The sequence below is a fragment of the Amycolatopsis coloradensis genome, assembly GCF_037997115.1.
Lineage (GTDB): Bacteria > Actinomycetota > Actinomycetes > Mycobacteriales > Pseudonocardiaceae > Amycolatopsis > Amycolatopsis coloradensis_A.
This window is the reverse complement of sequence record NZ_CP150484.1, coordinates 1,565,912-1,579,244: the sequence shown is the minus strand read 5'-3', so window position 1 is coordinate 1,579,244 and position 13,333 is coordinate 1,565,912. Positions and strand designations below refer to the sequence as shown.

The 13,333-nt window shown below is 67.9% G+C and carries 12 protein-coding genes; 8 read left to right on the top strand and 4 right to left on the bottom strand.

Annotation, left to right across the window (positions count from 1 at the left end; translation table 11 throughout):
- The first annotated feature begins 222 nt into the window (after nt 1–222).
- The 6 genes from pdhA (at nt 223) to LCL61_RS07140 (ending at nt 6,756) form a co-directional block, all read left to right on the top strand.
- Nucleotides 223–1,428 (top strand): pyruvate dehydrogenase (acetyl-transferring) E1 component subunit alpha, encoded by a 1,206-nt coding sequence (gene pdhA, locus LCL61_RS07165; protein ID WP_340686113.1) that lies wholly within the window; start codon nt 223–225, stop codon nt 1,426–1,428.
- 1 nt (nt 1,429) lies between these two features.
- Nucleotides 1,430–2,422, top strand: coding sequence for an alpha-ketoacid dehydrogenase subunit beta (locus tag LCL61_RS07160; RefSeq protein ID WP_340688517.1), 993 nt, complete (start codon nt 1,430–1,432; stop codon nt 2,420–2,422).
- Between the two features lie 16 nt (nt 2,423–2,438).
- Nucleotides 2,439–3,770: a dihydrolipoamide acetyltransferase family protein gene (locus LCL61_RS07155; protein WP_340686112.1), complete on the top strand. Its 1,332-nt coding sequence runs from the start codon at nt 2,439–2,441 to the stop codon at nt 3,768–3,770.
- A 226-nt stretch (nt 3,771–3,996) separates the two neighbouring features.
- Complete coding sequence (gene trxB, locus LCL61_RS07150; RefSeq protein WP_340686111.1) at nt 3,997–4,992, top strand: thioredoxin-disulfide reductase; 996 nt, start codon at nt 3,997–3,999, stop codon at nt 4,990–4,992.
- Between the two features lie 41 nt (nt 4,993–5,033).
- Entirely contained in the window at nt 5,034–5,357 is a 324-nt protein-coding gene (gene trxA, locus LCL61_RS07145; RefSeq protein ID WP_034321876.1) for a thioredoxin, read from the top strand.
- 250 nt (nt 5,358–5,607) lie between these two features.
- Complete coding sequence (locus tag LCL61_RS07140; protein ID WP_340686110.1) at nt 5,608–6,756, top strand: N-acetylmuramoyl-L-alanine amidase; 1,149 nt, start codon at nt 5,608–5,610, stop codon at nt 6,754–6,756.
- Between the two features lie 284 nt (nt 6,757–7,040).
- Here the strand turns inward: LCL61_RS07140 and LCL61_RS07135 are convergent, their stop codons facing one another.
- The gene (locus LCL61_RS07135; RefSeq protein ID WP_340686109.1) at nt 7,041–7,685 is read right to left on the bottom strand and encodes a GNAT family N-acetyltransferase; all 645 of its coding nucleotides are present in this window, start codon (nt 7,683–7,685) and stop codon (nt 7,041–7,043) included.
- Between the two features lie 195 nt (nt 7,686–7,880).
- Here LCL61_RS07135 and LCL61_RS07130 point away from each other — a divergent pair, with 195 nt between their 5' ends.
- Nucleotides 7,881–9,200: a PLP-dependent aminotransferase family protein gene (locus LCL61_RS07130; RefSeq protein WP_340686108.1), complete on the top strand. Its 1,320-nt coding sequence runs from the start codon at nt 7,881–7,883 to the stop codon at nt 9,198–9,200.
- 34 nt (nt 9,201–9,234) lie between these two features.
- Complete coding sequence (locus LCL61_RS07125; RefSeq protein ID WP_340686107.1) at nt 9,235–10,185, top strand: D-alanine--D-alanine ligase; 951 nt, start codon at nt 9,235–9,237, stop codon at nt 10,183–10,185.
- 385 nt (nt 10,186–10,570) lie between these two features.
- Here the strand turns inward: LCL61_RS07125 and LCL61_RS07120 are convergent, their stop codons facing one another.
- From LCL61_RS07120 to LCL61_RS07110, 3 genes are all read right to left on the bottom strand, one after another.
- Entirely contained in the window at nt 10,571–11,179 is a 609-nt protein-coding gene (locus LCL61_RS07120; protein WP_340686106.1) for an HAD family phosphatase, read from the bottom strand.
- Nucleotides 11,180–11,327: 148 nt separating this feature from the next.
- Complete coding sequence (locus tag LCL61_RS07115; RefSeq protein ID WP_340686105.1) at nt 11,328–12,344, bottom strand: ParB/RepB/Spo0J family partition protein; 1,017 nt, start codon at nt 12,342–12,344, stop codon at nt 11,328–11,330.
- The gene (locus LCL61_RS07110) at nt 12,341–13,270 is read right to left on the bottom strand and encodes a ParA family protein (RefSeq protein ID WP_016338354.1); all 930 of its coding nucleotides are present in this window, start codon (nt 13,268–13,270) and stop codon (nt 12,341–12,343) included. Before LCL61_RS07110 ends, LCL61_RS07115 begins: the two co-directional genes overlap by 4 nt.
- Nucleotides 13,271–13,333: the final 63 nt, after the last annotated feature.

Sequence of the window (13,333 nt, the reverse complement as noted above, 5' to 3'; positions counted from 1 at the left end):
TCGGGCTTCCTAGCATTTTCCCTGATCAGGCACCCTTTCTCAGCAACAAATCAGCATCCGCCACTGACCAAAACCGCGTCCGGCATGCCAGGATGTCCGCACGAACCGTCAACGCCGACGGTGACCCAGCGCTTCAGATCCGACGCGCTGGTCCCCGCCGGCGCAGTCACTGTGGCCGCCACAAGTGGCCGCCAGAGGCGCCGACATCAAGGAGAGCAGCGCATGCCGTCCGAACACTGGACGCACCCGGAGCCTGGAGATGGTCCCGCCGCCGTAGCGGCGCAGCCTTCCCCCGAACAGGTGATCGCCGGTTTGCGAGCAACGAGCGAAGGTGGCGCTGAGCTGACTCAGCTGCTCACCCCCGAAGGCGAACGGATCTCTTCGCCGCGATTCGACCGCTACGTCGACGACATCGACGCCGAAGCCCTCAAGGGCCTGTACCGCGACATGGTCCTGGTCCGCCGCGCGGACCGCGAGGCCAACGCGATGCAGCGCCAGGGCCAGCTCGGCATCTGGGTGCCGCTGCTCGGGCAGGAGGCCGCGCAGATCGGCTCCGGCCGCGCGCTGCGGAAGGGGGACATGGCGTTCCCCAGCTACCGCGAGCACGGTGTCGCGTACACCCGCGGCGTCGACCTCAAAGAGGTGCTCGGCATCTTCCGCTGCACCGACCACAGCGGCTGGGACTACAAGGCCCACGGCTTCCACCCGTACACCATCGTGATCGGCAACCAGGTGCTCAACGCCGCCGGTTACGCGATGGGCCAGAAGTTCGAAGGCAAGGTCGGCGACGACGACAGCGAAGCGACCATCTGTTACTTCGGTGACGGAGCGACTTCGCAGGGCGACGTGCACGAAGGCTTCGTCTGGGCAGCCGTCTACGACGCGCCGCTCGTGTTCTTCTGCCAGAACAACCAGTGGGCGATCTCGGAGCCCACCGAACGCCAGTCGCGCCTGCCGCTGTACCAGCGCGCCCGCGGCTACGGCTTCCCCGGCATCCGCGTGGACGGCAACGACGTCCTCGCCTGCCTCGCGGTCTCCCGCTGGGCGCTGGAGGAGTGCCGCCACGGCAACGGCCCGGTACTGATCGAGGCGTTCACCTACCGGATGGACGCGCACACCACCACCGACGACCCCACCCGCTACCGGCTCTCCGACGAGCTGGAGGAGTGGAAGCTGAAGGACCCGATCGAGCGCGTCCGGGCGTACCTCGCCCGCGGTGGCGGCGCCGACCAGGCGTTCTTCGACCAGGTGCAGGCCGATTCGGACGCGTTCGCGGCCGAGCTGCGCGACTACTGCTTCAACATGCCCGAGCCACCACCGGACCGGATCTTCTCCAACGTGTACGCGGAGTCCACGCCGATGCTGGACGCGCAGCGCGAAGAGTACTTGTCCTACTTGGACGGTTTCGTCGGGGCGGGTGAGCACTGAAATGGCCGACCTCCAGAAACTCACCATCGGCAAGGCGATCAACCTCGGCCTGCGGCGCGCCATGGAAGAGGACCCGAAGGTCCTGATCATGGGTGAAGACGTCGGCAAGCTCGGCGGCGTCTTCCGCATCACCGACGGCCTGCAGAAGGACTTCGGCGAGCAGCGCGTCCTGGACACGCCGCTGGCCGAATCGGGCATTATCGGCACCGCGGTCGGCCTCGCCGTCCGCGGTTTCCGCCCGGTGTGCGAGATCCAGTTCGAAGGCTTCATCTTCCCGGGCTTCGACCAGATCTCCAGCCAGGTCGCGAAGCTGCACTACCGGACGCAGGGCAAGATCAAGATGCCCATCGTGATCCGGGTGCCGTTCGGTGGTGGCATCGGCGCGGTCGAGCACCACTCGGAGTCGCCGGAGTCGCTGTTCGCGCACATACCCGGCCTGAAGGTCGTGTCGGTTTCGAACGCCGTCGACGCCTACTGGGGCATCCAGCAGGCGATCAAGTCCGACGACCCGATCCTGTTCTTCGAGCCGAAGAAGCTGTACCACTCGGGCGCGATGAAGTCCGAGGTCGACACGGAGGCCACCCCGGACGAGCTGTTCAAGTCCCGCGTCGTCCGCGAGGGCACCACGGCCACCGTCGTCGCGTACGGCCCGTCGGTGAAGGTCGCGCTCGACGCGGCGGCCGCCGCCGAGGACGAGGGCAAATCGCTCGAGGTCATCGACCTGCGGACGCTGTCCCCGCTCGACCTGGAGCCGGTGTTCGAGTCGGTGCGCAAGACCGGGCGGCTCATCGCGCTGAGCGAGGCGCCGTCGGAATCGTCGCTGACCTCGGAGATCGCCGCGCGCGTGCAGCAGGAATGCTTCTACTCGCTGGAAGCCCCCGTGCTGCGGGTGACCGGATTCGACACGCCGTACCCGCCTGCCAAGCTCGAGGAGCACTACCTCCCCGACCTGGACCGGGTGCTGCACACCGTCGACCGTTCACTCGCCTGGTAAGGGGGAAGTTCCTGAAATGCCCGAGTACAAACAATTCCCCCTTGCCGACACGGCCGAAGGGCTGACCGAGGCCGACATCATCGCCTGGCAGGTCAAGCCGGGTGACAAGGTCACGGTGAACCAGATCGTCGTCGAGGTCGAGACCGCGAAGGCCGCCGTCGAACTGCCCATCCCGTGGGCGGGCGTGATCACCGAACTGCTCGTCGAACCGGGCCAGACGGTGGAGGTCGGCGCGCCGATCCTCACCATCGACGTCGACCCGGACGGCAAGGCGGCTCCGGCAACCATCGCCGCGCCCGTGGCGGAGGAGCCGGCGGAAGAGGAGATGAAGCCGCTGGTCGGCTACGGCTCCAAGGCCGTCGTCACGCAGCGGCGTGCGCGTAAGGGCGCGGCTCCGGCCGCTCCGGCCGCCGCCCCGGTGGCTGTGGCGCCCGAGCCTGCCGCCCCTTCGAAACCGAAGGGCGGATACGTGCCGCTGGCGAAACCGCCGGTGCGCAAGCTCGCCAAGGACCTCGGCGTCGACCTGCACGCGCTCACCGGCTCCGCCGAGGGCGGCGTCATCACCCGTGACGATGTGCGGGCGGCCGCCAACGGTTCCGCCGCACCGGCCACCGCTGTGTCCAGTGTGGACAGTGGCTACGACCCCGCGACGCGGGAACGCCGGGTGCCGATCAAGGGCGTTCGCAAGGCCACCGCCGCCGCGATGGTGCAGAGCGCCTACACCGCCCCGCATGTCACGGAGTTCCTGACCATCGACGTCACGCCGATGATGGAATTCCGGGAGAAGCTCAAGAAGTCGCGCGAGTTCGCCGGGGTCAAGGTCACCCCGCTGACCTTCGCGGCGAAGGCCGTCTGCCTGGCGGCCAAGCGCACTCCGGACGTCAACGCGGTGTGGGACGAGGCCGCGCAGGAGATCGTCTACAAGGACTACGTGCACCTCGGGATCGCCGCGGCCACCCCGCGCGGGCTCGTCGTGCCCAAGGTCCGCGACGCGGATTCGATGTCCCTCAAGGAACTCGCGATCGCACTCACCGAGCTGACCGACGTCGCCCGCGAGGGCAAGACCACCCCGGCGGCCATGCTCGGCGGCACGATCACCATCACCAACGTCGGCGTCTTCGGCGTCGACACCGGTACGCCGATCATCAACCCCGGCGAGTCCGCGATCCTGTGCCTCGGCGCGATCAAGGACACCCCGTGGGTGGTCGACGGCGAGATCAAGGTGCGCAAGGTGCTCCAGCTTTCGCTGAGCTTCGACCACCGCGTGGTCGACGGGCAGCAGGGCTCGGAGTTCCTGGCCGACGTCGGTGCTCTGCTGGCCGACCCCGCGGTCGCGATCACCTACTGACCCAAAGTCCGTGAAGGCCTCCTTCCCTACCTTGAGAGTAGGGAAGGAGGCCACGCTGTCGTAGAGCCCGGTCTGCCCGTCCGGCACGGCGCGGACGGCGCGCAACCAGGGACCTTTGCTACCGCCCGTCGCCAGGGTGGGGAAGTAGCGCCGGTCACCCCGGGAACACCGGCCCTTACGATCGTGTTGAGCCTGGTGAACAGGTCACTACGAGCGGAGGTCACGGGTGGCTGCCGAGGAGATCAGGAACCTGATCATTGTGGGATCGGGTCCTGCGGGATACACCGCCGCTGTCTACGCGGCACGGGCGCAGCTCGAACCGCTGGTGTTCGAGGGCACTCAGTTCGGCGGTGCGCTGATGACGACGACGGAGGTCGAGAACTTCCCCGGCTTCCGCGAAGGCATCCAGGGTCCCGACCTCATGGAAGAGATGCGCGAGCAGGCCAAGCGTTTCGGCGCCGACCTGCGCCAGGAAGACGTCGAGTCCGTCGAGCTGACCGGTGACGTCAAGTACGTCGTCGCGAACGGCCAGCGCTACGCGGCCCGCGCGGTCGTGCTCTCGATGGGCGCCGCGGCCCGCTATCTGAACGTGCCCGGCGAGCAGGAGCTGCTCGGCCGCGGTGTTTCGGCCTGTGCCACCTGCGACGGTTTCTTCTTCCGCGACCACGACATCGTGGTCGCCGGCGGCGGCGACTCGGCGATGGAGGAGGCGACCTTCCTGACGAAGTTCGCCAAGTCCGTGACGATCGTCCACCGCCGCGAGGAGTTCCGCGCCTCCAAGATCATGCTGGAGCGTGCCCGCGAGAACGAGAAGATCAAGTGGGCGCTCAACAAGCAGATCACCGAGGTCGAAGGTGACGGCAAGGTCGAGGGCCTGAAGCTCAAGGACACGGTGACCGGCGAGGAGTCCAAGCTGGACGTGACCGGCTTCTTCGTCGCGATCGGTCACGACCCGCGCAGCGAACTGGTGCGCGGCCAGGTGGACCTCGACGAGGACGGCTACGTGCTCACCAAGGGCCGCACCTCGTACACGAACCTTCCCGGCGTTTTCGCCGCGGGCGACCTGGTCGACCGCACGTACCGGCAGGCGATCACCGCCGCGGGCTCGGGCTGCGCCGCGGCGATCGACGCGGAACGATGGCTGGCGGAGCACGCCGGTGTCGAGGCCGCCCAGGAGACCCCTGAGCTGGTCGGTGGCGGCTACGGCGCCACCACCAACTGACTTTTCCCACACCGGAGTTTCACCACCCAGAAGGAGACACCATGGCCAACACCGTGACGGTGACCGACAAGAGCTTCGTCGACGACGTGCTGACGAGCGAGAAGCCCGTCCTGGTCGACTTCTGGGCGACCTGGTGCGGTCCGTGCAAGATGGTCGCCCCGGTGCTCGAGGAGATCGCGGCGGAGAACGGCGAGAAGCTGACCGTCGCCAAGCTCGACATCGACGCCAACCCGAACACTGCGCGTGACTACCAGGTGATGTCGATCCCGACGCTGATCCTGTTCCAGGGTGGCAAGCCGGTGAAGCAGATCGTCGGCGCCAAGCCGAAGGCCGCGCTGCTGTCGGACCTCGCCGACGTCCTCTGATCTCGCGTTTCACCTGCCGAAACCCGGGGCCTGCCCAGGCTCCGGGTTTCGTCGTCACGAGGAACGGGTAGATCTCTCCGTTACGGGAACGCCTGGACGAGCTCCACGAACGGTGACTTGACGCACCGACCGGGCCTCCGCGCTCACCGAGAGTTCACAGGGCACAATAGAGCACCGGGGTTCGCCCCGCAGGGTTTTCATAGTCGTGCATCGAGCTCGATCGGTGCCCCAAGGGAAGAGCGAGGAGTGCATGCGGGTACTCCGCCGCGGTGACGCCGGACCGGACGTCGCCGAGATCAGGTCCACGCTGGCGGCGATGGAGCTGCTCCCGCCGGTGACCGAATCCGGGGAGTACGAGGTCTTCGACACGGCGATGGAACATGCCGTGCGGGCGTTCCAGCAGCGCCGTGGGCTCATCACCGACGGTCTGGTGGGTCCGGCCACCTATCAGGCGCTTCGCGGCGCCGGCTTCCACCTCGGCAGCCGGCCGCTGACCTACATGTTCTCCGCCCCCATGCAGGGTGACGACGTCTTCGCGCTCCAAGAGCGGCTGACCGAGCTCGGTTTCGACGCCGGCCGCCCGGACGGCCACTTCGGTCCCCAGACCGAGCGTGCGCTCAAGACCTTCCAGCGCGACATGCGCCTGGTCGCCGACGGTATGTGCGGCCCGGCCACCATCCGTGAGCTGCACCGGCTCTCTTCGCCGCGTGCCCGCGGCGGCCGCCCCGTTTTCCTGCGCGAGCAGGAGCAGGTGCGGCAGGCGGGCCCCCGGCTGCGCGGCAAGCGCATCGTGATCGACCCTGGCCACGGCGGCGACGACTTCGGGGTCGTCGCGGGCGGCCTGCGTGAAGCGGACATCGCCTGGGACCTGGCGCGGCGGCTCGAAGGCCGGATGCAGGCAACGGGCATGGAGGCGCTGATCTCGCGCGGCCCGAACCAGAGCCCGACCGAGGGTGAGCGGGCGAAGTTCGCGAACGAGGCGGGCGCCGACCTGTTCCTCTCGCTGCACAACGACAAGAACCCCTCGCCCAAGGCGCAGGGGGTCGCGAGCTTCCACTTCGGCACCGGCAACGGCACCACGTCGACCGTCGGTGAGCTGCTGGCGGGCTTCATCCAGCGTGAGCTGGCCGCCCGCACCGGCATGCTCGACTGTCGCACGCACTACAAGACCTGGGAGATCTTCACCCGCACCCGCTGCCCCGCGGTGCGGATCGAGATCGGCTACCTGACCAACCCCGAGGACAGCCGCAAACTGGCGGACCCGGCTTTCCGCGACGTCGTCGCCGAAGGCATCCTGGTCGCCGTGAAGCGCCTGTACCTCCTCGGCGAAGGCGACCAGCCGACCGGTACGTTCACCTTCGCGGACGTCCTGGCCCACGAACTCGCCAAAGCGGAGTAGCCAGTCCTCCACACCCGCACGCGGGCGCACATCCCTCTGCCGACGCCCTCGGCACAACCGGTTGTGTGCCCCGTCCCCCGAGTACGCCACCCCTAGCTCCACCCGGCGCGCAGCCCCCACCCTTCCCGGGGGGCGTCCCCAAGTCCAGCCTACCCATCCACAGATTTTCCACCGCTCCTAGCAGCGATCTGTGGATAACTCGACGGGTTACCCACAGCTGTCCCCAGGCAGGGGGATGGCTGCTGCGCGCGCTCTGGAACTCTGCTAAAGCGGGGCGAAGAAGGTCAGGCGCGGCCCATGCTCGGCTCGGCCGTCGTGATGGTGACCTGGCCGAGCAGCCGTTCGAGGGCCGCCTCCACGTCTTCCTTCCACGAGATCGCCGACCGCAGTTCCAGCCGCAGCCGCGGCCACCGCGGATGCGGCCGCACGGTCTTGAACCCGACGCTCTGCAGGAACGCGGCGGGCAGGACACAACTGTGCCCGCCGTCCGGATCGGTCTCGTCGGGCTTGGCGTCCCCGAAGGCCTCGATCGCGCGAACCCCGCGTTTGGTGAGGTCCTTCGCGACGGCCTGCACCAGCATCCGGCCGAGCCCGCCGCCCTGGAATTCGGGAAGCACCTGGAAGGCGGTCAGCAGGACCGCGTCGGGCCCGGGAGGCGAAGTCGGGAAAGCCAGCGAGCGCGGCACGGCGTTCGGTGGCGCGTAGAGCACGAAACCGACGGGCAGGGTGTCGCTGTAGACGATCCGGCCGCAGGAACCCCACTCCAACAGCACGCTGGAGACCCAGGCTTCCTTTTCGACCTCTGTCGCGCCGTATTCCTCGGCCTGCGCCTTCAGATGCGGCGCCAGCTCCCAGTACACGCAGCGGCGGCAGCTCTTGGGCAGGTGCTCGAGGTTGTCCAGGGTTACGCCCACGACGCGACGCGACACAGACAAACCTCCCTGAATGAGGAACACCCGACGCAGCCTTGTCCCGAGCAGGGCTCACTGAAGGGGTCCAGACCGAGGATAGGCCGATGTGATGAACACCGAAAGGCCAGGGCCCCTCAAGGGAGGGTGGTTACACTCGATGGAACTACCAGTCGGTAGCGACTATGTCCACTTCGAAGCCGGGTGAAGCGCCTGATGACCGAGAACCGCCCTGTCCGGCCGGAGCCCGGCCGACACAACCTCGACCCTCATCTCGACCGCTACGCCGCTCGTACGGCCGGGATGACTGCTTCCGAGATCAGGGCCTTGTTCGCGGTGGCCAGTCGCCCCGAAGTGGTGTCGCTCGCCGGCGGGATGCCGAACCTCGCCGCGCTCCCGTTGGACACGCTGTCCGCGCAGGTCGGCGAACTCATCGCCCAAGACGGCCTGGTCGCGCTCCAGTACGGCTCCGCGCACGGCATCCCGTCGCTGCGTGAGCAGATCTGCGAAATCATGGCCCTCGAGGGCATCAAGGCCCACCCGGACGACGTCGTCGTGACGGTCGGCTCCCAGATGGGGCTCGACATGGTCACCCGGCTGTTCTGCGATCCGGGTGACGTCATCATCGCCGAGGGCCCGTCGTACGTCGGCGCGCTGGGTTCGTTCGCCGCGTACCAGGCGGACGTCGTCCATGTCGCGATGGACGACCACGGCCTGGTCCCCGAGGGGCTCCGTGCCGCGCTCGCGGAGACGCGGAAAGCGGGCCGCCGGGTCAAGTTCCTCTACACGATCCCCAACTTCCACAACCCCGGCGGCGTCACGCTGGCCGTCGAGCGGCGCGCGGAGATCGTGGAGATCTGCCGGGAGAACGACATCCTCATCGTCGAGGACAACCCGTACGGACTGCTCGGCTTCGGCGGTCAGACGTACCCCGCGCTCCGCTCGATCGACCCCGACAACGTCGTCTACCTGGGCTCTTTCTCGAAGACGTTCGCTTCCGGCCTGCGGGTCGGCTGGGTGCTCGCGCCGCATGCCATCCGGGAGAAACTCGTGCTCGCGGCCGAGTCCGCGACGCTTTGTCCGCCGACGCTTAACCAGTTGATCGTGTCGCGATACCTCTCGACGCACGACTGGATGGGGCAGATCAAGACCTTCCGCGAAAACTACCGGGAGCGACGGGACGCGATCCTGTCCGCGCTCGATCAGCACATGCCCGCCGGTTGCAGCTGGACCAAACCCGATGGCGGTTTCTACGTCTGGATGACCGTCCCCGAGGGCGTGGACACGAAGGCGATGCTGCCGCGGGCCGTCACGGCCCGCGTCGCGTACGCCTCCGGGACCGGTTTCTACGCCGACGGTTTCGGCAGCAGACAGCTTCGACTTTCCTACTGCTACCCGACGCCCGAGCGGATCCGCGAAGGTGTCCGGCGGCTCGCCGCTGTGCTCGAGTCCGAAATGGACCTCGCGCGTACCTTCGGTAACGCGAGCCCACGCTCGATCTCGGGGCCGCAGAACCCCTCTCCGGACACGGTCTGATCGGCCGTACGTCCCCAAGCACAAAGGAGTCTCGGTGGTCGACCGCACCGTTGCCGTACTCGCAGGCGGACTTTCCCACGAACGCGATGTCTCTCTCCGCTCCGGACGCCGGCTCTCGGTCGCGTTGCGGGCGGAAGGTCTCATCGTCGAGGAGTGGGACACCGACGCGGGCCTGCTCGAACGCCTGCGCACCCAGCGGCCTGACGCGGCCATCGTCGCCCTTCACGGTGGTGAGGGGGAGAACGGCGCGGTGCAGACGGTGCTGGAGATGCTCGATGTGCCTTACGTCGGCACCAGTTCGCGGGGCTGCCGCCGCGCGTGGGACAAGCCGACGGCCAAGGCACTCGTCGCCGACGCGGGTTTCACCACGCCGGACTGGGTCGTGCTGCCGCACAGCACCTTCCGCGAACTCGGCGCGCAGGCCGTGCTCGACTCGATGGTCGAGACGCTGGGCCTGCCCATGATCCTCAAGCCGGACCAGGGCGGTTCGGCGCTGGGCGCCCAGGTCGTCAAGGACGCCGCTGAAATGCCCGGCGCGATGGTCGGCTGCTTCGCTTACGGAGACACCGTTCTCGCCGAGAAGTTCGTATCCGGCGTTGAGGTGGCCGTGACGGTCATCGAAGGCGCGGAGGGCCCCGAGGCCCTGCCCGCGGTCGAGATCGTGCCGGAGAGCGGCGTGTACGACTACACCGCCCGCTACACCGCCGGGCTGACCGATTTCTTCACCCCCGCGCGGATCCCCGACGACGCCGCCAAGGCGGTCAGCGAGCTGGCCGTCGCCGTGCACCGGCAACTCGGGCTTCGCGACATCTCCCGCACCGACGCCGTGGTCGCCGAAGACGGCACGGTCTACTTCCTCGCGGTGAACCTGTCCCCGGGCCTGACCGAGACGTCGATCGTCCCGGTGGCGATCGAGGCCTCCGGTGCCACCCTCGGCTCGGTCTTCGCCGACCTCGTGGGACGGGCGATTTCCCGCAAGAGCTGAGTCTTTCAGTTCTGGACGACGACTACCTGGTACTCGTCTTCGTAGACGATCCGTCCCGGATTCGCCGACCGGACGGTCTCGCACGGGATCTCGTGCGCCTCCAGAATCGCCAGGTAGCCGTCGACCCGCTCGATGAAGACACGAGCGGTGGTCTTGAACCACGCTGCGGCCCCGGGATTGACCTCCGAGTCGTAGACGCTCGGATCGGTATGTGCCGGGTTGATGATATTCGCGTCGTATCAGTCGTTGTTCGCCCGACGGAAGGCTTCCTGCTCGGCAGTCAGGCGTCCGGCTCGGGCCAGCCCGTTGACGAGACCGAAGACGCCGGTGAAGTTTCCCCGCTCATCGCGGGCCGGGCTCTGGAAGCGGACGAAGGGGAGACCGGTCACCGCCGAGGCCAGCCGCGGATCCAGGCCAGCAGCTCGTCGTCGCGCAGGGAGCCGATCACGACATCGGCGGGGAAGTCCTCCCGCTTCAGTGTGGGGACCCCGATGACGGTCACCCCGGCCGCTCGCACCGACCGGAGACCGGTCATCGAATCCTCGAACGCCAACGCGTCGACGGGCTCGACGTCAAGCAGCGCGCAAGCGGTCAAGTACATCTCCGGATCCGGCTTCGGCGCGGCCACCTCGTCGGCGGCCAGTTTCACGGGAAACATCGCCGAAAGTCCACCGCGCCTGAGTGCGGCTTCGAGAAGCGCCCGGGGCGAGTTGCTCGCGACGGCGACCGGGACGGCGGCGGCGGTCAGTTCGACCAACTCTCGCGCGCCGGGCATCGCCTCCGCTTTCGCGGTGACGACTTCGGTCACCAACCTCAGCAACTCGGCCGCGATCTCGGCGCTGCCCTCGGGTTCGCCGAACGCCGCCGCCATCGCGTCGGCGGCGGCCGTGAGCGACTTGCCGATCATCGATGCCTTCTCGTCCGGCCCGAAGGGCAAACCTCGCCGCGCGAACAGCTCGGTCTCGGCGACGGACCAACACGGCTCGGTGTCCATGAGCAATCCGTCGCAGTCGAAGATCACCGCGCGCGGATTTCGACCGCCGAACAACCCCTTCATACTTGCCCCCAGTTCAAGTACTCAGCGTTATTCCCTTGTCGACACCCAGCTATCGTCACCGTGACAAAACGGCCCGGGGTGATCCCTAATCGGTTTCACGTGTCTGATTTGCCTGATTTTGGTCCATCAGCGCCACGATGCGTTCAAGATCGTCGACGGAGCCGAATTCGAGCGTGATCCGCCCCTTGCGGCGGCCCAAGTCGACCTTCACGCGCGTGTCGAACCGGTCCGAAAGCCGGTTCGCCAACTCCTGGAGACCGGGAGCCTGGATCGGCTTGCGGGGAGCGGGCTTCGGCTTGGCCGGTTTTTCGCTCTTCTTGAGCGTGACGGCTTCCTCGGTCGCGCGGACCGACATGCCTTCCGCGACGATCCGGGCGGCCAGCTCTTCCTGACTGTCGGCGTCTTCGAGGGAGAGGAGTGCCCGCGCATGACCCGCCGAAAGCACCCCGGCCGCGACCCGCCGCTGGACCGCGAGGGGGAGTTTGAGCAAGCGGATCGTGTTGGTGATGACCGGACGGCTGCGCCCGATCCGGCTCGCCAGCTCCTCGTGCGTGACCGCGAACTCGTCGAGCAGCTGCTGATAAGCTGCCGCCTCTTCAAGCGGGTTGAGCTGAACGCGGTGGATGTTCTCGAGCAGCGCGTCGCGCAGCATCGCCTCGTCGGCGGTCTGGCGGACGATCGCCGGGATCGCCTCCAGCTCCGCCAGCTGGGAGGCACGCAGGCGCCGCTCGCCCATGACGAGTTCGTACTCGTCGGAGCCGAGCTCCCGGACCACGATGGGCTGCATGAGCCCGAACTCGCGGATCGAGTGCTCCAGCTCGTTGAGCGCGTCCTCGTCGAAGACCTGCCGCGGCTGCTTCGGGTTCGGCTTGATCTGGCTGACCGGCACCTCGCGGTAGACCGCGCCGGCGACCGTTCCGCCGTGCGAACCGGCCGCGCCGTTGGCCGCGAACCAGCCCTTGTCGTCCGGCCCGGCGGGCTTGCTCGCGGGCGCGGACGGGACAGGGGAGCCGTTCTCTGCAGGGGTCGCCGAACCCGGAGGCGGGCCGGTGGGGATCAGGGCGGCGAGCCCGCGCCCGAGCCCCCCTCTGCGCTCGCTCATGCCGTACCGCTCCTTTCCTTCATCTCCACCCCACGTTGCGCGATCTCCTTGGCCGCGTCCACGTAGCTCATCGCACCCCGGGAACCCGGGTCGTACGCGAGGACCGTCTGCCCGTATCCGGGGGCTTCGGAGACCTTCACGCTGCGCGGGATCACCGTCTTGAGAACAGTGTCCCCGAAGTGGTTCCGGACCTCGTTCGTCACCTGATCGGCCAGCTTCGTCCGGCCGTCGTACATGGTGAGCAGGATCGTGGAAACGCTGAGTTCACGGTTCAGGTGCGCCTGGACGAGCTCGATGTTGCTCAGCAGCTGACCCAGACCTTCGAGCGCGTAGTACTCGCACTGGATCGGGATCAGCACCTCCTGCGCGGCGACCATCGCGTTGACGGTCAGCAGGCCGAGCGACGGCGGGCAGTCGATGAAGACGTAGTCGACGCCGATCTCGTCGAGGATCTCGGACGACAGCGCCTCCTTGAGCCGCATCTCGCGTGAGGCCATGGAGACGAGTTCGATCTCGGCGCCGGCAAGGTCGATGGTCGCGGGCACGCAATAGAGGTTGGGCGACTGCTCGCTCTGGGCCGCCGCCTCGGCGAGCGACACCTCGCCGATCAGTACCTCGTAGATCGACGGCGTGCCGGAGCGGTGGTCGATATCGAGCGCGGTGCTCGCGTTGCCCTGAGGGTCGAGGTCGATCACGAGCGTCTTGAGTCCGTGCACGGCCAGGGCGGCGGCGAGGTTCACCGTGCTCGTCGTCTTGCCGACGCCGCCCTTCTGGTTGGCGACCGTCAGCACCCGCCGGCGGTTCGGCCGGGGGAGCGCACCCTCCTTGGGGTGCAGCACGCTGGCGGCGCGGACGGCTTCTTCGGCGATGGGCGTCCAGCCGAGTTCCTGGCCGGCGCTCGCAGGGTCGGACGGCGGGGGAGTCACCGGTCTCGAGCCTCCTCTGTAGTGGACGTGAGAGTCGTTCTGCGTTGTTTCACGTGGAACCGG

Coding starts and splice junctions, on each gene's coding strand:
- LCL61_RS07160 (WP_340688517.1), top strand. CDS start 1,430: ATGGCCGACCTCCAGAAACTCACCATCGGCAAGGCGATCAACCTCGGC.
- LCL61_RS07155 (WP_340686112.1), top strand. CDS start 2,439: ATGCCCGAGTACAAACAATTCCCCCTTGCCGACACGGCCGAAGGGCTG.
- LCL61_RS07140 (WP_340686110.1), top strand. CDS start 5,608: ATGCGGGTACTCCGCCGCGGTGACGCCGGACCGGACGTCGCCGAGATC.
- LCL61_RS07130 (WP_340686108.1), top strand. CDS start 7,881: ATGACCGAGAACCGCCCTGTCCGGCCGGAGCCCGGCCGACACAACCTC.
- pdhA (WP_340686113.1), top strand. CDS start 223: ATGCCGTCCGAACACTGGACGCACCCGGAGCCTGGAGATGGTCCCGCC.
- LCL61_RS07120 (WP_340686106.1), bottom strand. CDS start 11,179: ATGGACACCGAGCCGTGTTGGTCCGTCGCCGAGACCGAGCTGTTCGCG.
- trxA (WP_034321876.1), top strand. CDS start 5,034: ATGGCCAACACCGTGACGGTGACCGACAAGAGCTTCGTCGACGACGTG.
- LCL61_RS07115 (WP_340686105.1), bottom strand. CDS start 12,344: ATGAGCGAGCGCAGAGGGGGGCTCGGGCGCGGGCTCGCCGCCCTGATC.